At 69.0% G+C, this 16,001-nt stretch carries 29 protein-coding genes and 1 pseudogene; 2 read left to right on the plus strand and 28 right to left on the minus strand.

What is annotated here, in order from left to right; all coding sequences use genetic code 11:
* Positions 1-4: 4 nt before the first annotated feature.
* Positions 5-604, minus strand: a complete 600-nt coding sequence (locus tag KGD84_RS17640; RefSeq protein ID WP_255646630.1) for a hypothetical protein — start codon at positions 602-604, stop codon at positions 5-7.
* A gap of 109 nt (positions 605-713) precedes the next feature.
* Here KGD84_RS17640 and KGD84_RS17645 point away from each other — a divergent pair, with 109 nt between their 5' ends.
* Positions 714-929, plus strand: coding sequence for a helix-turn-helix domain-containing protein (locus KGD84_RS17645; protein WP_220561524.1), 216 nt, complete (start codon positions 714-716; stop codon positions 927-929).
* Positions 930-965: 36 nt separating this feature from the next.
* Here KGD84_RS17645 and KGD84_RS17650 read toward each other — a convergent pair whose 3' ends face one another.
* From KGD84_RS17650 to KGD84_RS17755, 22 genes and pseudogenes are all read right to left on the minus strand, one after another.
* A complete protein-coding gene (locus KGD84_RS17650; RefSeq protein ID WP_220561525.1) occupies positions 966-1,757 on the minus strand; it encodes a hypothetical protein in 792 nt (263 codons plus the stop codon).
* A gap of 121 nt (positions 1,758-1,878) precedes the next feature.
* A complete protein-coding gene (locus tag KGD84_RS17655; RefSeq protein WP_220561526.1) occupies positions 1,879-2,586 on the minus strand; it encodes a hypothetical protein in 708 nt (235 codons plus the stop codon).
* On the minus strand, positions 2,574-2,918 hold the full coding sequence (locus KGD84_RS17660) for a DUF6221 family protein (RefSeq protein ID WP_220561527.1): 345 nt from the start codon (positions 2,916-2,918) through the stop codon (positions 2,574-2,576). Before KGD84_RS17660 ends, KGD84_RS17655 begins: the two co-directional genes overlap by 13 nt.
* Before the next feature lie 94 nt (positions 2,919-3,012).
* Positions 3,013-3,243 (minus strand): hypothetical protein, encoded by a 231-nt coding sequence (locus KGD84_RS17665; protein ID WP_220561528.1) that lies wholly within the window; start codon positions 3,241-3,243, stop codon positions 3,013-3,015.
* Positions 3,244-3,489: 246 nt separating this feature from the next.
* Positions 3,490-3,750 carry a hypothetical protein gene (locus tag KGD84_RS17670; RefSeq protein ID WP_220561529.1) on the minus strand — a complete coding sequence of 87 codons (261 nt, stop codon included), beginning with the start codon at positions 3,748-3,750 and terminating at the stop codon, positions 3,490-3,492.
* A gap of 26 nt (positions 3,751-3,776) precedes the next feature.
* Positions 3,777-4,199, minus strand: a pseudogene (locus KGD84_RS17675) (single-stranded DNA-binding protein); the annotation flags it as partial.
* 2 nt (positions 4,200-4,201) lie between these two features.
* A complete protein-coding gene (locus tag KGD84_RS17680; protein WP_220561531.1) occupies positions 4,202-4,822 on the minus strand; it encodes an HNH endonuclease in 621 nt (206 codons plus the stop codon).
* Between the two features lies 1 nt (position 4,823).
* Positions 4,824-5,180 carry a hypothetical protein gene (locus KGD84_RS17685; protein WP_220561532.1) on the minus strand — a complete coding sequence of 119 codons (357 nt, stop codon included), beginning with the start codon at positions 5,178-5,180 and terminating at the stop codon, positions 4,824-4,826.
* Positions 5,180-5,362, minus strand: a complete 183-nt coding sequence (locus tag KGD84_RS17690; RefSeq protein ID WP_220561533.1) for a hypothetical protein — start codon at positions 5,360-5,362, stop codon at positions 5,180-5,182. Before KGD84_RS17690 ends, KGD84_RS17685 begins: the two co-directional genes overlap by 1 nt.
* Positions 5,362-5,709 (minus strand): hypothetical protein, encoded by a 348-nt coding sequence (locus KGD84_RS17695; protein WP_220561534.1) that lies wholly within the window; start codon positions 5,707-5,709, stop codon positions 5,362-5,364. The genes KGD84_RS17690 and KGD84_RS17695 overlap by 1 nt, the downstream gene beginning before the upstream one ends.
* Positions 5,710-5,864: 155 nt before the next feature.
* Entirely contained in the window at positions 5,865-7,001 is a 1,137-nt protein-coding gene (locus KGD84_RS17700) for a DNA cytosine methyltransferase (RefSeq protein ID WP_220561535.1), read from the minus strand.
* Positions 7,001-8,275, minus strand: a complete 1,275-nt coding sequence (locus KGD84_RS17705) for an AAA family ATPase (protein ID WP_220561536.1) — start codon at positions 8,273-8,275, stop codon at positions 7,001-7,003. The genes KGD84_RS17700 and KGD84_RS17705 overlap by 1 nt, the downstream gene beginning before the upstream one ends.
* Positions 8,272-9,291: an ICP22 family protein gene (locus tag KGD84_RS17710; RefSeq protein WP_220561537.1), complete on the minus strand. Its 1,020-nt coding sequence runs from the start codon at positions 9,289-9,291 to the stop codon at positions 8,272-8,274. The genes KGD84_RS17705 and KGD84_RS17710 overlap by 4 nt, the downstream gene beginning before the upstream one ends.
* Positions 9,292-9,328: 37 nt before the next feature.
* Positions 9,329-9,577: a hypothetical protein gene (locus KGD84_RS17715; RefSeq protein ID WP_220561538.1), complete on the minus strand. Its 249-nt coding sequence runs from the start codon at positions 9,575-9,577 to the stop codon at positions 9,329-9,331.
* Positions 9,574-9,759, minus strand: coding sequence for a hypothetical protein (locus KGD84_RS17720; protein ID WP_220561539.1), 186 nt, complete (start codon positions 9,757-9,759; stop codon positions 9,574-9,576). Before KGD84_RS17720 ends, KGD84_RS17715 begins: the two co-directional genes overlap by 4 nt.
* On the minus strand, positions 9,756-10,199 hold the full coding sequence (locus tag KGD84_RS17725) for a hypothetical protein (RefSeq protein WP_220561540.1): 444 nt from the start codon (positions 10,197-10,199) through the stop codon (positions 9,756-9,758). The genes KGD84_RS17720 and KGD84_RS17725 overlap by 4 nt, the downstream gene beginning before the upstream one ends.
* Before the next feature lie 101 nt (positions 10,200-10,300).
* On the minus strand, positions 10,301-10,525 hold the full coding sequence (locus KGD84_RS17730) for a hypothetical protein (protein ID WP_220561541.1): 225 nt from the start codon (positions 10,523-10,525) through the stop codon (positions 10,301-10,303).
* An 89-nt stretch (positions 10,526-10,614) separates the two neighbouring features.
* A complete protein-coding gene (locus tag KGD84_RS17735; RefSeq protein WP_220561542.1) occupies positions 10,615-10,902 on the minus strand; it encodes a hypothetical protein in 288 nt (95 codons plus the stop codon).
* A gap of 125 nt (positions 10,903-11,027) precedes the next feature.
* Complete coding sequence (locus KGD84_RS17740) at positions 11,028-11,192, minus strand: hypothetical protein (RefSeq protein WP_220561543.1); 165 nt, start codon at positions 11,190-11,192, stop codon at positions 11,028-11,030.
* A gap of 145 nt (positions 11,193-11,337) precedes the next feature.
* Positions 11,338-11,733, minus strand: a complete 396-nt coding sequence (locus KGD84_RS17745) for a hypothetical protein (RefSeq protein ID WP_220561544.1) — start codon at positions 11,731-11,733, stop codon at positions 11,338-11,340.
* Positions 11,730-11,921 carry a hypothetical protein gene (locus KGD84_RS17750; protein ID WP_220561545.1) on the minus strand — a complete coding sequence of 64 codons (192 nt, stop codon included), beginning with the start codon at positions 11,919-11,921 and terminating at the stop codon, positions 11,730-11,732. Before KGD84_RS17750 ends, KGD84_RS17745 begins: the two co-directional genes overlap by 4 nt.
* A 74-nt stretch (positions 11,922-11,995) precedes the next feature.
* Positions 11,996-12,715: a hypothetical protein gene (locus KGD84_RS17755; protein WP_220561546.1), complete on the minus strand. Its 720-nt coding sequence runs from the start codon at positions 12,713-12,715 to the stop codon at positions 11,996-11,998.
* Positions 12,716-12,869: 154 nt separating this feature from the next.
* Here KGD84_RS17755 and KGD84_RS17760 point away from each other — a divergent pair, with 154 nt between their 5' ends.
* The gene (locus tag KGD84_RS17760) at positions 12,870-13,064 is read left to right on the plus strand and encodes a helix-turn-helix domain-containing protein (RefSeq protein WP_220561547.1); all 195 of its coding nucleotides are present in this window, start codon (positions 12,870-12,872) and stop codon (positions 13,062-13,064) included.
* A gap of 51 nt (positions 13,065-13,115) precedes the next feature.
* Here KGD84_RS17760 and KGD84_RS17765 read toward each other — a convergent pair whose 3' ends face one another.
* The 5 genes from KGD84_RS17765 to KGD84_RS17785 form a co-directional block, all read right to left on the minus strand.
* A complete protein-coding gene (locus KGD84_RS17765; protein ID WP_220561548.1) occupies positions 13,116-13,301 on the minus strand; it encodes a hypothetical protein in 186 nt (61 codons plus the stop codon).
* Complete coding sequence (locus tag KGD84_RS17770) at positions 13,301-14,071, minus strand: DNA-methyltransferase (protein ID WP_220561549.1); 771 nt, start codon at positions 14,069-14,071, stop codon at positions 13,301-13,303. Before KGD84_RS17770 ends, KGD84_RS17765 begins: the two co-directional genes overlap by 1 nt.
* 65 nt (positions 14,072-14,136) lie before the next feature.
* Entirely contained in the window at positions 14,137-15,120 is a 984-nt protein-coding gene (locus KGD84_RS17775) for a WhiB family transcriptional regulator (protein WP_220561550.1), read from the minus strand.
* A complete protein-coding gene (locus KGD84_RS17780; RefSeq protein ID WP_220561551.1) occupies positions 15,117-15,389 on the minus strand; it encodes a hypothetical protein in 273 nt (90 codons plus the stop codon). Before KGD84_RS17780 ends, KGD84_RS17775 begins: the two co-directional genes overlap by 4 nt.
* Positions 15,386-15,958, minus strand: coding sequence for a hypothetical protein (locus tag KGD84_RS17785; RefSeq protein WP_220561552.1), 573 nt, complete (start codon positions 15,956-15,958; stop codon positions 15,386-15,388). The genes KGD84_RS17780 and KGD84_RS17785 overlap by 4 nt, the downstream gene beginning before the upstream one ends.
* Between the last annotated feature and the right edge of the window lie 43 nt (positions 15,959-16,001).

Consider the following 16,001-nt stretch of genomic DNA (forward strand, 5'->3'; position numbering starts at 1 on the left):
TTGGTCAGGCGGCGAGTGCGTGGGCGCGGGCGTCCTGGAACGCCTTCTTGCGGGGCTTGTACGCGGCCAGCAGGGCGACGAACTGCCCCCGGGTGTAGCGGACACAAGAGCGCCGCACACCGTCCTTGAGCGCGTAGCCCTTGACGCCGTGGGTGGCCTTCTTGCGGAGGGTCGCGGCCATGCCCGTGGCGGTCGCATCGTCCACACCCAGCGCCCGCAGGTGCGACGCGATGGTGTGGCGTTCGGCCCGGTGGGCGGCGTGGGCGGCGTTGCGAGCCTGAGTGTCGGCCTGCCGCTGGAGCCGGCGCATCGCCTTCTTGATGCGGGCTTCGGTGACGGTGGGGCGTCGGCGGTCCGTGGTCTTCGTGGTCCGGGGCTGCTGAGTGGTGTCCTCGTCCTCGATGATGTCCACGTTCGTGTAGTGGACCATCGTGTATTCGCCGGTGTAGTTCCCGGCGGCGTCCGCGAAGCCGACCTTGATATTGCCGTAGAGGCTCCGGAAGCCGATTGCGATGCCTTCTGCGCCCTTGGCCCACCCGTTGCGCCCGTTGATGCGGACGCGGGCTCGGGTGCTGACTGCCTTGTCGATCTGGTTCGTGTCCATGTCCGCTCCCTCGCTCGTGCTGATGACTAACACTCTAGGCCCAACATGCGTGGCACGTCAACACGTTAGGCATGTGGTTCGTGCCCAACATGCGTGGCATCATGGAGAGATGAGCACACACCCGATCACCCGAGCAGTGGAGAAGTACAACCGCACGATCGAGCAGGCCGAGAAGGAGCGCACTCGCGCCTTCCAAGAGGTCGCCAAGGAAGGCGTTCCCCAGACGGAGATCATCGAGAAAAGCGGCTACAGCAGGGAGACCGTCCGGCGCATCCTCAAGCCCGAGATCGTCGAAGCCCAGAAGGCGCGTCGCCGAAAGAGCTGACCCGAGCCCCCGCCCTTCCGGCGGGGGCCTTCTTGCTCACGCCACCCGGGTCTTCCTCGCCGCCATCCCCAGCACATCCCCCAACCGGACGACCAACCGGGGTTTCACCGCGACCGGCACGATGCGCCCCTCGGCGACTGCTTTGCGGATCCCCCGGTCCGTCACCCCGTGCCCCATCGCACGCGCCGCCATCGCCGCCTCAGCGACCGACAACCTGCGCTCCGGAGCCGCCACACGGGCCGCCCGGACAGACTCCTCCCGCCGCTCCTCGATGTCGTCCACACGCCCCTCGCAGCCCTCCACACGGCACCGCGCCCACGTGCGGTCGGCCGGCGCGTACACCGGGTTCGAGCAGTCCGGGCACAGGCCGGCGAACACCCGCTCGGCGGGCCTGTTCACGATGTGCCGCACCCGGGCGACATGCGAGCGGATCTCCTCCACTGCCGAGTCGCCCCACTCGGCGACACGGACGATGTCCATGTTCGCGTGCAACAGCCGGGCCATGGCCGCGATGGTGTCCGCGGGAGCGGGTGCGCCGTGGTCGTCGATGAGGATCCGGCACCAGCCGGAGAGGCAGGTGTGGAGGTCGCGGCGGATGTCGCTGGCGGCGTCGTTGATGAGGAGGGGCGCCTCGGAGGGTTTGCCGCCGTTGCCGCTGCGGGGGCGGACGTCCATGCGGGCGATGGTGATGTCGAGGTCCACGTCCAGGCCGTGGAGGTCTCCGGTCGCCCAGAGGGCTCGCAGGTCGGCGGCGAGTGAGCCAATGCAGGGTGCGCACACGGTGCCGTGGTGGATGTCGGCGGCGCAGAGGCGGCAGGAAAGCGTCATCGGGTCCCCCAAGGTCGGTCTAGACTTTGACCTGTAGAGACTCGTTCCTTCCACAGCCTGGGACCGGGAACTTCTACGGGGGTTGAAGAGGGCTCGCTGTCGGGGGACGCGGGCCCTCTTCTCATGTGCGGGGGCGGGGCTCTCTCGGCAGAGGGCGACACCGGCACGATGGGTGTGCTGGTGGGAGCCCCTGGAATCCGGCCCACAGCTTGCGGGGGATGCCGCGCCCGATGGGCGGGGTGAAGCGTTTCCCCGGTCCGATGCGCTGCCCGTTCATGGCTGTGCACACCGCGCACGCCTTGCCGTCCCTGCGGGTGACCCATTCGAGGTCCAGGCCCAACCAGCGCGTGTAGCTGTAGGTGGCGGCGGATGCGGCCTGGTGGATCTTGGTGACGGCCAGCCGCACCATCCGCCGCTGAAACCGAGCGAGCTCCACTTCCGGGGTGGCGGGGGTGACGGGCACTCCCCCGGTGGGCCGTCCGGTGTGTGCGGCATCGACCCGCTGTGCCGCGTCGGCTACGACCGCCGCCACGTCCGCTTCCACGCTGGTGGGGAGGGGTTCGGCGAAGTAGGCGTTGCGCCCCATCCGTTGTCCCACGGCGGCGTTCATGGCGATCCGCGTCCCGATCGTCCAGCCCGTCTGCGCGGCACGCGACACGGCGTTCATGAGCGGCGCGACGATCGCGAGGAGCGCGGCCCCGGTGATCCCGGCGGCAACGGCAGCGGCGATGATGGCGTGCAACTCCTCGGACGCCTGCTGCTCGGCAGTATCGAGTTGCTGCGCAGGTGTGGGTGGGGCGGGAAGATCAGTGACGGTCACGGCTTCCACGCCTCCCGGTAGTCGGGGTGGTCGGCGTACACGGCAGCGAGCTGACCCAGGACTGCGTCTTCGTACCACCATGCCGAGTCGCCGTCGGCGCGCTCGAAGAACGCCAGGATTCCCCGCTTGGCCGCAACCTCGCGCTTGAGGCGGACCTCGTCCATGGCGATCGTGTTGTGCATGCGGTCGTCGTCGTACACCCACATGCCGTGGGCGGGATCGTGGACGTCGATGGGGTCGATCTCACCGCTTCGGCTTCGGTGCTTCTGGTAGTCGAGCATGTCGTCGGCGAGCCGATCTTCCTCGTCGTAGCGGGCGTTGAGGAATTCCACGATGCCCATCTGACCTCCTGTGTGCGCTATGCGAATGGTAGACGTGTTCGGCGTGCCCTGGTACGTGTCGGGGCGGGAGCGGGCCGCCCCCGACGTCAGGCGTTCACTGCTCCCCCTTGAGCCGCTTCACTTCGTCGGCGAGGCGGCGTGCGTCCCTCTCGGCGCTGTCCAGGTCGGCGCGCAGCGGGTTCACGACCTCACGGTCTTCGGCGTCCAGGGCGGCTTGCACGGCCCGCCAGATGATGGCGTTGCGGTGCGCGGGGTCGGGCGGCAGGTAGTCGTCGAGCTTGTCGATGACGTCGTAGGTGGCGGTGTAGCCGGGGCGCTGGGTCACTGGTCCTCCTGGGTGTGGGGCTCGCTGTAAGGGCTGAATCCGCACCTGTCGCACAGAGACCACTCTCCGATGCAGTAGGGGCCGGTTGATGCGAGCGCGTAGATGGGGGTGTTCGCGACGGAGTTCACCTTGCAGGTGGGGCACCACGTCTGTCGGGGTTCTCCGAAGTGGACCGGGGGCGTTTCGTGGGTGTGGCTCACTGGTCCTCCTGTGTGGTGGGGCGGGCCGAAACCCGCCCCGGGGTGGTCAGCTTCCGTGGAATTCCCACGTGTCGTGCCAGCGGCGCCCCTTGGGCTTATCGCGGGCCTTGCTTCGGTCACGGAGGCGGGCGGCGACCCTGCGCACGTACCGGACTTCGGCGCGAGTAAGGCCCTTGATCCGCCACCTGTTGACGGCCTCGTGGAGCATGGCGCCGAAGACCGCGATCCCGGCTCCGAGGGCGGCGAGGGCGACACCGGTGAGGACAGCGGCACCGGACCACATGAGGACGGCTTCGAAGGGGCTCAAAACGGAGCCTCCTCGGTGCTAGTCCATCCGTTTCGATCGCCGCTTTGCCGGGACTGGCCGAACGATCCGTTCGCGGCGTACTGCCGCTGGACCTTGGTCACCTTCGCCGTCGCGGACCTGAGCGCCGGGCCGACCTCGTCCACATCCACCTCGAACACGGTGCGCTTCTCGCCCTGCTGGGTGTCGTAGGAGCGCTGCTTCAACCGCCCCTGCACGATCACGCGCATACCTCGGGTCAGGGTCTCCGCGACGTTCTCCGCGTACTGCCGCCACACGGTGCAGGTGAGGAACATGGACTCGCCGTCCTTCCACTCCCCCGACGCGCGGTCGAAGGTGCGCGGCGTGGACGCGACCCGGAAGTTGGCGACAGCGTCACCCTTCGCGGTCATGCGGACTTCGGGATCGTCGACGAGGTTGCCGACGAGCGTGATCTGAACATCGTTCGCCATGGTCAGGCCGCCTTCTTCATGAGTTCTCGGCGACGAGTGATCGGACCGCCGACGTGCTTCCACTTCAGACCAAGAACGATGTGCCTCAAGGTTGAGACCTTGATTCCGAACTCCCTGGCCAGCTCCTTAGCGTCATCGCCGAGGGCGTAGCGCTCGCGAATCTCGATGACCTGGTCCTCGTACAGTTTTGCTGCGGGTCGGGCGCTGCCGATGGGGTGCCGACCACGGGCCCATGCGTCGTCAACGTTCTCCTGGCGGGTCCCGTAGTAGACGTGCCTGGGATTCACGCAGGAGGGGTTGTCGCAACGGTGGCATGCTTCCTTGCCCTCCGGGGTCGGGTGCCCCAGGCGAAGCTCCAGGGAGAACGCGTGCGCTGAGACGGTGCGCCCTTTTTGAACGACGAACATCCCGTGGCCGCTTGGCTTCTTGCACCCCTGCCAGATCCAGCAGGTTTGTGTCTTGCGGACCTTGGCCCAGAAGCGCTCTTCGACGGTCGGTGCGGGGCGTTCCTCTTTGGGGGTTGCCTTCCACCAGCGCAGGTAGTGCGCGTTGCACATGCCGCGCTTGAGGGGAGTCCGACTGCACTCCTCTGCCTTGCAGGTGATCTGGGTCTCTCCGGCCATGTCAGTTCTCCTTGGCGAGTGCGTCGTTGAGGTCTTCGAGGGTGATCGCGCGAGCCACGGCCAGCGCGCGGGCCACCATCGGCCCGTCGTCGCTCCACTGCCGCTCCTCGACCCGCTCGGCGGTGAGGTCCAGCCAGTCCGCGAGGGTCGTGCCGACGAGAGGGCTGAACACCGCCAGGTGGTCACTGACAGCCAGCTCGGGTGCGCGCCCGTGGTGGGACTGGTGGACGTCGGGGTCCCGGTTGGCGATCGCGGTGACGGCCTTCGCGGTGGCGGTGAGCCATGTCCATGTGTCGGCGTCACCCGAGGTTTCACGGAGGCGCCGGGCGGCGCGGCGGAGTAGGTCGTCGGTGGCCATCAGTTCTCCTTGGTGCGTTTGGGTTGCGAGGTGAGGTGCCATCCGGCGCAATGCCGACACCGGTACGCGCGAACCTCGTTCTTGGGGCGGCGGTGTCCGCGCCGGCGGGTGGATTCGAGCGCGATGAGTGCGGCGATGCGGTCGCGGTAGCGGATCTTGGGGGCGCATGGCGGGTCGGCCATCACGCCTCCCCCACCACGGCGCGGGCCTCTTCCGGGCTGGGCAGCGTGTATCCGGCCTGCTCCAGCGCCCACACGAGGTCGCCGGGGCCGAGGCCGCCGTACTCAGCGGACCGGTGCGCCCAGTCGGCGACCAGGGCGAGGATCGTGTCGCGGTCGGTGGCGGGCACGTACTGCTTCCATCCGGCCTTGTCGAGGTCGGCGGTGCGCACGAACCGGCCGCGGTCGATCGGGACGAACCAGGGGGCGTTGCCGGGGTCGTAGATCGCGACGTTGCGTTCGTCGGGGGACACGCGGATCTCGAAGCCGCGGTCGGCGTCGGGGTATTGGGGGTCGGGCGCTTCGGTCATGTCCCCTCCCGGGGCTGAGATGAGCGCTGAGCGCTCAGGAAACTTGAGCCTTATACGGACTGCCGACAAACCCCGTTCGGCCGCCAGCGTGCGCCACAGGCGCGTATGAGACGATTGGGGACGCGCCCCGCCAGGTTCGAGCTGGCGGGGCGTCGTCATGCGGCCACCGCGGTGACCCGCTCCAGCAGCAGACGGACCGCGTAGGAGCCCTGCTGCCACACCACGCCGTTACCGAGGGCGTGCAACTGCTCGGCACGGGACAGGCCGATCTCCGGCGCGGTGACGTGACCATCGGGGCAACCCATCGCCCACTCCGTGAACCGCGGCGACAACTGCGGGCGCCCGTTCTTGCCCGTCGGCTCCGTCGGCGCTGGCGCGGGGCGGCCCATGACCGACTCCCACCGGGAAACCGCCGCGGCGAACGGACCGAAGTGCTCGGGCTGAACAGCGGAGGACAGCATCAGGTCCCCCCTGGAGCCGCGCTGGTTCGGGCCGCCGTGGGATCCGTCCGACGCCCTGGGTGTCGGAAGCAGGTTCTCGATGACCTCGTTCAGCGGGCGAGCGTTGGTGCCGATCAGGTTCGACTGCCCCGACTTCCAGTCCCGGGCCGCCGGCGTCGGCAGGAGCTGCTGCTCCACCACGTCCGCCAGTGATACCGAGTGCCCGCCGGCGCGGCGCTTGTCCGGGTGCTGCGACCCGCCCCGCGACCCCTGCGACGCGTCCGGGGTGGGCAGCAGCGTCACACCGCCGGGAACAGCGCCTCCTGTCCCTCCAGCAACACTGGTTCGGGGGAAGTACGGGATTTCGCCCTTCGGCCACGCGATGACGAAGAGCCGCTCCCGCCGGTGCGGGGCGCCGACGTCGGATGCGCGTACACAAACCCAGCTCGCATCGAACCCGACGCGGGCAAGGTCGGCGAGGACGGTGTCGAATCCTCGTCGAAGGTGACCTCGCACGTTCTCAAGGACGACGAGGCGGGGTCGTAGTACGCAGATGGCATCGCAGATGTGGGGCCAGATGTGGCGCTCATCGTCGGTTCCTTTCCGGAGTCCGGCCTGGGAGAACGGCTGGCAGGGGTAGCCGGCCGTGAGGATGTCGACCCGGGGGGCGGTGGACCACGCGAGGGTCGTGATGTCGCCCAAGTTGGGGACGTCGGGGTGGTGGTGGGTCAGGATGCGGGCGGCGCCCGGGTCGGGGTCCGCGACGAACACCAGGTCGCCGCCGAGGACGGACTGCACAGAACTTTCGAGCCCGCCATAGCCTGAGCAGAGACTGCCGATGGTGAGGGTCATCACGCGCTCCTCGCATACGGGTTGCCGGGCTGCACGCCACCGGGGAACCCGATCGACCACGGCCACCGACCGCCCGACTGGAGCATGTCCGGCCAATCCCGCTCGTCCCGGTCGCCGCGCCACGGCGTGAGCTCGACCAAGCGCTTGCCCTCCTCGACCTCCACATCCGCGGGCCGCACCCCGTACCCGAACTCCGGCCAACCCATCAGGCTCGCGGACCCGCGAGGACGGTAGTCGCGTTTGCCGCCCGCCCCCAGGGCGTGGCCGGCGTGAGCCTCCATCAGCAGGCAGATGCCCTTGTCGCGGATCATGTCCAGAACCGCAAGGATCGGCGCCGTGTCGTCGTCGGTCTGCAACGCCTTCGGCGTCAGCTTGTACAGGGGCCCGATGACCAGCACGTCGGGCTTGATCAGGTTGATGCGCTTGAGCAGCCACGACACCGTCTTGTCCTGCCGCAGGTCCAGGGCGCCGAGCTTCGGCTCGATCCACAGGTTGTTCTCGGCGATGGGCCGGCCCTGGAGACGGGCTTGGGCGTGCAGCGGCCGGAGCTTGCGGCGCATCTGCGTGTCGCTGTTCTCTGCGTCCACGATCAGGACCCGCTTGGGGTCGATGTGCTCGTGCTTGAACGGGTGGATGCCCGCGGCGATCGTGATGGCGAGCTGCCGCAGCAGCGTCGACTTGCCCAGACCCTCCGCGCCCGTCAGCATGAGCCGGTCGCCGCGCTCCAGCAGCCCGGGGACGATCCAGTCGTAGTCCTCGTCCGGGACGGCGAGGAACTCGTCGACGGTCATCGTCTCCAGGTTGTCGCCGGACTCGTAGTCGCGGACCGCCTCGAACTCGTCGATGGCCTTCTGGGCCAACCCGGCGATGGCGTCCGCGGGGTCCTCGTCGGGGAGCAGGTGCGCTTTCTGGGCGACGGTCGTGCAGGTGGCGATGACGCGGCGGCGCACGGACAGGCCGCGGATCTTACGGGCGAAGTAGGGGCCGTTCGCGGAGGTCGGGACGGCTTCGACGAGCTTGAACAGGTAGACCAGGTCCACGCCGGCGATGTCGTTGCCGTCCTTGGACAGGTGGTCGTGGAGGAGGGGCACGTTGGCGTGGCCGTGTTCGGCGCGGACCCGCTGGATCGCGTGGAAGAGGAGTTCGTGGGCGGGTCGGAAGAAGTCGCCTGCGGTGACGATGGACGCCACCTGGGGGGCGGCGTGCTCGGACAGGAGCATCGATCCGAGGGCGATCATCTCGGCGTCGATGTCGTGGGGCGGCATGTAGGTCATCGGTTGGCCATCCATTCGTTGCGGGAGCTGCGCTTGGGGGCTGTGGGGGCGGGGCCGCCGTTGGCGGCGCGCGGGAGCGGCTCGTCGTTCCAGCAGTCGCCGTTGAGCCACGTGGCGGGGTCCTTGACGTAGCCGTCCAGGGCGCGGCGGTCCTGGGTGAGGTAGCGCTCCAGTCCGGCCATCAGTTGCTCGAAGGTGGTGCGCTTCAGGGCTTTGAAGAACGCGGTGCATGCCTTCTTCTTCGACACCTTGTGCGGGTAGCGGGCCCAGAACTGTTGGAAGCGCGGGTCGTCGTAGCCGCTGGGGGTGGGGGGAGCATCGCTGTGTCCCTCGCCGTGAGGCGAGGAGGGCGCGGATGCGCTATATAGATCCTTTCCTTTCCTTTCCTTTCCTCGCGGAGGATTTCCGTCGTCCTCTGGAGATCCTCCGAGATCCTCTGGAGGATTTCCGGAGGGAACGTTTTCGCTGGTGAACATGGGTAGGACGACCGCCCCGGGGTACGGCAGGGCCTCTTCGTCGCCCTCTCCTGCCGATTCGGGCATTTCGGGCGCAAGGCGGGGCCTCGGGAAGTCCTCCGGAGCCTCCTCCACCACTCCTCCGAGACGCTCCGGAAAACCTCCGAGATCCTCTGGAGACCCTCCGGAGGGCTTACGAGGACGCTCTGCTTTTGGGGTCGGCTCCCCCTCCTCCGGTGCCGGCAGCTTCGCCTTCGCCGGGTGGCTGATCTTCTGGTGCTCCGCCCACGAGGTCACGCACAGGAACTTCTTCGCGCCGACCGTGTACCGGTAGACCAGTTCGGCGTCGGACAGCTCCCACAGGTCGACGTCGACGTCCTTGGCGGTGCGCTCGTCCAGCGGCCACACGGCGGCCTTGACGAGGCGGGCGTCGTCGACACACCGGCCCTGGTCGTCGACGTGGGTCCACAGCCCGATGAAGGTGAGCCGGGCCTCGTAGGTGAGGTCAGCGATGGTGAGGCTGGTGAAGAAGTCGGGCTTGATGGTGCGGATGCGCGGCATCTGGTGCGCCCCCCGTGGGTCGTGGTCGGTCGGTTGGTCAGGCGGTCGGGACTTCGAGCTCGCGGTACCTGCGGGCTCGCCAGGCGTTGCCTCCGGGCGGCCGGCGCAGCTCTTCGGTGTCGATGGCTTCGTCGACCCAGTGGTGGGCTTGGTGGCGCAGCAACTCCAGGGCTTCGATGACCTGCCGGTCTTCGCCTCCGCCGCGAGTGATCTCGTCGGCGTACACGGCGGCGAGGTGGGTGAGGGTGCGGTCGTGGGCGCGGATGGCGTCCCCGAGGCGGCTCATCGGGTCTCCTTCTTCCGGTCGGGTGCGTGCTGGTAGCACCGCCGCCCGGGGATGTACTGGCGGGTGGGTGTGGCCCCGCAGGTGCGGCCGTGTGCGGCGTCGTAGTGGGTGCAGGGCTGGTCGGTGTCGATGCCGGTGCTGGAGGCGAGCCACGCGGCGTCCTCGGGCAGGAGGGCGGTCATGGCGCGGTCTCCAGGTCGAACAGCGGGAGCTGCACGAGGGCCACACACGCGGGCTTTGGAGCGCACTGGGGCGAGTCCCCCTTCAAACAGACCCGCTCGATGAGCTGCATTTGCGCTGCCGCCTTCTCGTCCCATTCGCGGCGGCGCTCCTCCCGGGCTCGCGCGACGTCCCCGAGGATCGTGAAGGGGGTACCGCCGCCGCCGGGCCAGCGGTCCCCGGTGCGGGGGTCGAAGCTGCGGTCGCGGGCTTCGCGCCACAGGGTGAGGTGTGTGGTGCACATGCCGTCGGGGGCGCGGACCGTGAAGCGCTGGTCGGCGGGGTGGTCGATGAGTGTTTCGGCGTGGCGGATGGTGCGCCACGCCGCGCCCTCCCATCGGTCCCATGCGGTCTGGATATGGGAGGGGACGGAGGTCCCGCAGTAGTGGTTTGGTGCGCTCACGTGCCCTCCTTGGTGTCGTTCGGTCTTGGTGTGGTTGGCGCCCGTCCGCGTCTTGCACGCGGTGTCCGGCCGCCCAAAGGGTCCGGTCGGGCTGGGGTGGGTCAGGCGAGGTGCGGGTTGGATCGGTCGGCGTCTTCAGCGTTGAGCTGGCGGACGCATCGTGGGCAGTTCACGGCGGCGTCGTCGGGGAGTGCGTGGTCTCCGGTTTGCGTGTTCGCGACGTAGTCGCATGGGGTGATGAGGTCGTAGGTGATGTCCTGGTAGGCGCGGGCTGCGTGGGTGTTGCGGCCTCCGCGGAGGCGGACCCGGTGCGGGTAGCGGCTCACGGTGTCTCCTTGGTGTTGTCGGCGGTCAGGGGCGTTTGTGGTTTGCTGGGGTGGGACCGGGGCGAATTGGGCGCCCCGGTCCCGTCGTGTCAGGCGCAGGTCGGGCAGTCCCAGTCGCGGGCGGCGACCTCGGCTTCCTTGGCCGTGTAGTGGTACTCGTCGTCGGAGCCGCCGCACGTGGCGCAGGTGACGGTGTGGCAGTCGTCGTCGAGCTGGGCGAGGTTCAGGTTGGGGTGGTCGTTCAGGCTGCCGAGCCATTCGAGGGCGGCCTCACGGGTGGGGAAGTGCGGCGCCCCCTCGCCGTGCTCGTAGGGGTCGCCCTTGGTGGGGCCGTCGGCGTGGACGAACCCCCAGCAGCGGGTGGTCGTGGTACTCATTGCGCCTCCTAGGCGTCTTCGTGGTCGGGCCAGTGGTCCGGGTCGTAGGGGTTCGTGGGGTCGCCCATCGGGCCTCCTGTACGGTCGGCGTGGGCCCCGGGAGATAGGCGCTTCCGGGGCCCGCCTTACGCGTCGGGGTTGCGGGTGTGATCGGCGACCAGAGCCTGGATGGCGCCCTTGTCGCCGGGGGCGGTGGTCCAGTCGCAGACGTCGCAGTCGGCGTACCACCGGCCGTCGGAGCGCTGGGCGGGTCGCGGGGCGCGGTGGTGACGACGGCGTCGGTAGGCCACCGGGGCTCCTCCTGTCGGTCCTGGGCGAGCCGGGTCATGGCGTCGGTGGCCTTGATGGGGGTGCCGGAGCGGGTGCGGAGGATGCCGCCGATCTCTTGGCCGTTGTGGTGGACGGGGGTGAGCGGCCGGGCGAGCGGGTGGGTCATCACGCGGCCTTCTTCTTGGTGTGGTCAGCGAGGAGTTCCAGGGCGCGGCTGAGAGTGATGTACGAGGAGAGGGCACCGCAGGTGTCCCACTTCCAGTCCTTCCAGGGGTTGGACCAGCCGCCCTGGGGGTCGATGTCGCGTATGTCGATGACGGTTTCGACGCCTGCGCCGGTGCGGGGCGGGCGTTGGGTGAGGGTCCACGGCAGGTCGGTGGCCTGGACGGCGGCGAGGAGTCGGGCGGCATCGCCGGGCAGGTTCAGGTCGCCGGGCAGGTCGGTGATGGCCTCGATGACCCACCCGTCGTTGGCGGCGGTGGTGAGGTTGACGGAGGCGGGCAGGTGGTCGGCGTGGACCACGCCTTCGCAGGGGTGGCCGGTGCGGGTGGCGCGGATCATCGGGTCTCCATCTCCTTGCGGGCGTTGACGCGGTAGAGGGTGTGGGTGCCGGTGTCGAGACGGCCGCGTAGGACCACGTCTCGGGACCAGGGCCACCGTCGGGTGATGGTGCGGATGGTGAGGGTGCGGCCGTGGATGGTGATCCGGTCGCCGGGGCGGAGGCGGCGGGCCTGGACCGTGGTGGGCATCGGGGCGCCTTCCTGTGGTTTCCTGGTGAGGCGGGACGCCCCCAATTCGGGTGAGGGCGTCCCGCAGTGCGTCGTTAGGGCTGAACGGACCTGAACGCCTCTGCGAGGACGTCCGTGGGGTAGGTGTTGACCTCGCCGAAGGTGGCGTCATCTCGCTTGACGGGCTTCTCGCCGCGGGTCCGCATCAGCCGCGAGGCCGTGGCGCCGACCCGGGCGAGGTAGGCGCGGTCGCGCTGGTGCCCGTTCTTGATGGCGTAGCCGAGGGCGGTGAACCAGTCGTGGTGTCCCTCGATGGCTTCGAGGCGGGCTTCCGTGGTGTCGAGGCGTCCCTCGGCGGCCTGGATGCGACTCCGGTCCTCGCGGATCCGGTCGAGGATGCCGTAGAGGAGGTCGAGGTCATCGCCTCCGGGGGCGGGGGTGATCTCGGCTTCGCGGGTCTTGGTGGCGAAGTAGGTCTGCGCCTTGGCGATCTCTTCCTTGCGGGGGTCGCCGTTCATGGCCCACATGTAGGCGCCGTAGCGGGTGAGGCGGAAGTCATCGACCTGTCGAGTGGCTCCGGACCCCAGGTCGACCATGTGCACCCCGGGGTCAATATGGTCCTGAGCCGCGCTCTCCCCGAGAGTGTTGATGATGGCGGCCTTGGCGCGGCCGATGCCGTCACGGACATGAGCCCACCGGGCGTACCCGAAGTGGGCCATGAGCTGTCGTGCGGACCAGTACTCGTTGCCTTCAGCGTCGACCTGCATGATCGCGTCGAAGGGGCTGCCCCCACGGGTGTCGATTTGGTTGGTCATGTGCTCCCCGTTTTCGTTCGCGGGACCTCTCGCCCCGCCACTGGCACCACTCTATGGAACATCATGTTCCATCGTCAAGTGGTTTCTGCCATGGACTTTGAGACAGTTCGATGTAACACTTAGTTCCATGATGACCAGTGGAACACTGATAGGCATGGACAAGCCATCCCTGAAGCAGTTCGCCGACCAGTGGCGGAAATCCGCAGAGCACACCGAAGCCCTACGCATCGCCGTCGCCAACGCCATACGCACGGCGAACCAGGAGGGCATGCCACAGAAGGACATCGCCGAAGCGACGGGGTACACCCGGCAGCAGATCCGCCGGATCGTGAACGCCGACGCCGAGTAGGTCCGCCTGACACGCCAGCCCGCGCCACCTCCGGCGCGGGCTTTGTGCTGTTCACGGCCACTCCCCGTCGGTGGGCATCGCCCTGACGAGGTGTGCGGCGTAGTCCTGGCCGTGCTCGTCCAACATGACCGCGAGCTCGCGGGCGAACCGGGCGCGGACCCTCTGGTCGTGTGCGGCGTCGGGGTCGTGCTGGCTGGTGGTCGCGGGCGGGGTGAACACCGCGTCGTAGTCGTGCATCACGCCCCCACCTCGAACGGCAGGTGGGGCTGGGCGTCGATCGCGGACAGGCGCTTCGCCGCCGCCTCGCAGTACTCCTCCGACGCCTCCACCCCGACCGCCTGGCGTCCCATCTCCCGGGCGGCCACGAGCGTGGACCCGGACCCCGCGAACGGGTCCACGACCAGACCGCCCGGAGGCACCGAGTACGACACCAGGTGCTCCAGCAGGCCCTTCACGGGCTTCTCCGTGGGGTGGATCGCCGAACGCTGCATGGACTTCGCGTACAGCACCGACCGGGCCAGCACCGTGCCGTCTCGCACGTCCGCCGACGGTCCCCGGGACCCGTACTGCGCGGGCCCGTACTCGGATCGCCTGATGGTGCGGCGGTGCTCTCCGGAGATGATCCGCGGCACCTCGTGGTGCACATCGCCCCACGCCCCCCGGTACCAGTGGGTGGCGATCTCGTGCACACGGCGGAACCGGTCGGTCTGGAAGCCAGGGCCGTTGTGCTTCTCCCAGACGACGTCCTGGGCGAGCTTCCATCCGGCTGCGGTGTACTCGCTGTGGTGCTTGAGGAACATGCGCATGGACCCGAAGCACCACAGGGCGGGCGCGACGATGGCGGCGACTTCGAGCCACCCGTCGGGCCACCGGTCCCAGGCGAGGGAGGTTTCACCATAGGGCGGGTCCGCGATCACGCAATCCGCCTGGAGCTCCAGTGCGGGCAGGACGTCGCGGCAGTCGCCGACGTAGAGCTGGGTGTGCGGGTCTTCGTAGTAGGGCTGCATGTCCCCTCCTTGGGGTGGAACCCGCCGTGCCCGGGGTGGTCACAGACACGGCGGGAGACTGTGGGTCAAGCGGCGGCGGTCTGGCGGGGCTGGGCGTCCGGGTCGTCGATATCCACGCCCTCCCACGCCTCCAGCGGCAGCCAGCCATTCGTGACGGCCTGGCCGATCGTCCCCGGCGAGAACACTTCCGATGCCGCCACCTGCGGCCACACTCGCCGGATCAGCTCAGCGGTCTGCGCATGGAGCGTCACGGCCTTCCCCGCACGCACCTTGGACAGGAACGACACCGACAGCCCCGTGGCCTCGGTGACCACGGACAGCGGGATGCCAGCCGTAGCGGCGGCCTGGAGGCGCCGAGCGCACCCCTCCGAGGGCACCCGGGGCTTCCGCTTCGGCTCCTCGCGAGGCTCCTGCGGCTCTCCCATCGGCCCGACCCTCGGGTCGTCGATGTCCAGCCCTTCCCAAGCGCGAGGTCCTGGCCAGTTGCGCTTGCGGGCCGCCGCCATCGCCGCCCCTCCTGCCGCAACCCCTCCCGTGGCCACCAGCGACGGATAGATGTCGGCGACCTCCTTGGCGAGGTCGGCGGGCACCCGTTCGCGCTTGCCCGTGCGGATCCTGTCGAGGTAGTCGTGAGCGGCCGTGGTGATATGCCGTTCGACGGTGCGGACGCCGACTCCGATCACGGCGAGGGCCTGAAGGCGCCGGCGGGTGCCGGTGGCATCGACGACGGTTTCGGTGACCGTGTCCGCCTCTCCGCGTTGGGCGGCGGCGTTGGCTCGCCTCCACCGGTTGCGGCGTTCGGCGTGGCGCTGGTCGGCGTCCATGCCGCCGAATACTCCGTACCGCTCAGGCTTGGTGATGGCGTATTCCAGGCAGTCGGTGCGCATAGAGCACGCCGCGCAGATGGCCTTGGCGGCGGCGATCCCAGCCTTGGTGTCGTCGAAGAACAGGTCGGCGTCGTGGTCGCGGCACGCGGCTTGGTCGCGCCAGTCAGTGACAGTGGGAGCGCTGCGCTGGTCGCGGGTGTTCGCGGCGCGGACGTACCTCACTGGTCTCCCCTCTCTCCGACGTAGCGGCCCCACGTCTCGTGGACACCCTCAGCGGTCGTGATGGCGCGGGCTTCGTAGATGTGGCGGCGGTAGGCGGGCAGGACGCCGTTGCGGATCTTCGACGCGATGTTCAGGGCGGTGCGGCGGTTGGTGTAGCCGCTGACAAGGACCCATTCGTCGGTGTTGCGCATAGCGGCGGCGAGGTCGTAGTGGGAGGCGGTGGGTTTGCCGTAGTCGGCGGGGAGGGCCGGGGCGGTACGGATGCTCACCGGGCCACCTCCGGTTCGCCTCCGAGCGTCCACGTCGGCCACACGACCTTGTCCAGACGGGCCACCTGCGCAGCAGGCAGATCCACCACCGGATGGCCCAACGCCTGCATCCCAGCCGCACGCAACCACCAGGCGTCGACCTGGTTGTCATCGGCAATGTCGAGCCCGGTCCGCTTGTACAGGGCCATGCGCATATCGGGCTTGGTCGCGTTGCCCTTCCCGGTCGCGAACGCCTTCAACGTGGCGGGCGGGACCACTGCGTAGGGCATGAGGCGCGAGATCAGCTCAGCGCGGACGGCACCGTGGACCATGCCGAGGATGGCCAGCGCGTTGGCGCGAGCGGGCGGGAGTTCCTCTATGACAACGAGGTGCCGTTCGCCTTGGAACATGCGCAGGCTGATGCTGACCTCGGCGACGGCTGCGGCGATCTCGGGCAAGCGTCGGTCTCCGGTGGCTTTGGGTTTGATGGTGGTGGTCTTGCCGTCGGGGTCGCAGAGCCCGGTGGCGGTGACGCTGAGGTCGGCTCCGGTGATTCGCGGGGTGGCGTCGGTGTAGGTCGTGAGCGGCATGTGGTGCTCCTTCTGGGGTGGGCCGCCCCCAGGCCCCCGCACT

The sequence above is a fragment of the Nocardiopsis changdeensis genome, assembly GCF_018316655.1.
Lineage (GTDB): Bacteria > Actinomycetota > Actinomycetes > Streptosporangiales > Streptosporangiaceae > Nocardiopsis > Nocardiopsis changdeensis.

What these genes read in the sequence shown, in the direction of transcription:
- KGD84_RS17640 (WP_255646630.1), bottom strand. Translation starts at nt 604, where the DNA reads ATGGACACGAACCAGATCGACAAGGCAGTCAGCACCCGAGCCCGCGTC.
- KGD84_RS17645 (WP_220561524.1), top strand. Translation starts at nt 714, where the DNA reads ATGAGCACACACCCGATCACCCGAGCAGTGGAGAAGTACAACCGCACG.
- KGD84_RS17650 (WP_220561525.1), bottom strand. Translation starts at nt 1,757, where the DNA reads ATGACGCTTTCCTGCCGCCTCTGCGCCGCCGACATCCACCACGGCACC.
- KGD84_RS17660 (WP_220561527.1), bottom strand. Translation starts at nt 2,918, where the DNA reads ATGGGCATCGTGGAATTCCTCAACGCCCGCTACGACGAGGAAGATCGG.
- KGD84_RS17680 (WP_220561531.1), bottom strand. Translation starts at nt 4,822, where the DNA reads ATGGCCGGAGAGACCCAGATCACCTGCAAGGCAGAGGAGTGCAGTCGG.
- KGD84_RS17685 (WP_220561532.1), bottom strand. Translation starts at nt 5,180, where the DNA reads ATGGCCACCGACGACCTACTCCGCCGCGCCGCCCGGCGCCTCCGTGAA.
- KGD84_RS17690 (WP_220561533.1), bottom strand. Translation starts at nt 5,362, where the DNA reads ATGGCCGACCCGCCATGCGCCCCCAAGATCCGCTACCGCGACCGCATC.
- KGD84_RS17695 (WP_220561534.1), bottom strand. Translation starts at nt 5,709, where the DNA reads ATGACCGAAGCGCCCGACCCCCAATACCCCGACGCCGACCGCGGCTTC.
- KGD84_RS17700 (WP_220561535.1), bottom strand. Translation starts at nt 7,001, where the DNA reads ATGACCCTCACCATCGGCAGTCTCTGCTCAGGCTATGGCGGGCTCGAA.
- KGD84_RS17705 (WP_220561536.1), bottom strand. Translation starts at nt 8,275, where the DNA reads ATGACCTACATGCCGCCCCACGACATCGACGCCGAGATGATCGCCCTC.
- KGD84_RS17710 (WP_220561537.1), bottom strand. Translation starts at nt 9,291, where the DNA reads ATGCCGCGCATCCGCACCATCAAGCCCGACTTCTTCACCAGCCTCACC.
- KGD84_RS17715 (WP_220561538.1), bottom strand. Translation starts at nt 9,577, where the DNA reads ATGAGCCGCCTCGGGGACGCCATCCGCGCCCACGACCGCACCCTCACC.
- KGD84_RS17720 (WP_220561539.1), bottom strand. Translation starts at nt 9,759, where the DNA reads ATGACCGCCCTCCTGCCCGAGGACGCCGCGTGGCTCGCCTCCAGCACC.
- KGD84_RS17735 (WP_220561542.1), bottom strand. Translation starts at nt 10,902, where the DNA reads ATGAGTACCACGACCACCCGCTGCTGGGGGTTCGTCCACGCCGACGGC.
- KGD84_RS17745 (WP_220561544.1), bottom strand. Translation starts at nt 11,733, where the DNA reads ATGATCCGCGCCACCCGCACCGGCCACCCCTGCGAAGGCGTGGTCCAC.
- KGD84_RS17750 (WP_220561545.1), bottom strand. Translation starts at nt 11,921, where the DNA reads ATGCCCACCACGGTCCAGGCCCGCCGCCTCCGCCCCGGCGACCGGATC.
- KGD84_RS17755 (WP_220561546.1), bottom strand. Translation starts at nt 12,715, where the DNA reads ATGACCAACCAAATCGACACCCGTGGGGGCAGCCCCTTCGACGCGATC.
- KGD84_RS17760 (WP_220561547.1), top strand. Translation starts at nt 12,870, where the DNA reads ATGGACAAGCCATCCCTGAAGCAGTTCGCCGACCAGTGGCGGAAATCC.
- KGD84_RS17765 (WP_220561548.1), bottom strand. Translation starts at nt 13,301, where the DNA reads ATGCACGACTACGACGCGGTGTTCACCCCGCCCGCGACCACCAGCCAG.
- KGD84_RS17770 (WP_220561549.1), bottom strand. Translation starts at nt 14,071, where the DNA reads ATGCAGCCCTACTACGAAGACCCGCACACCCAGCTCTACGTCGGCGAC.
- KGD84_RS17785 (WP_220561552.1), bottom strand. Translation starts at nt 15,958, where the DNA reads ATGCCGCTCACGACCTACACCGACGCCACCCCGCGAATCACCGGAGCC.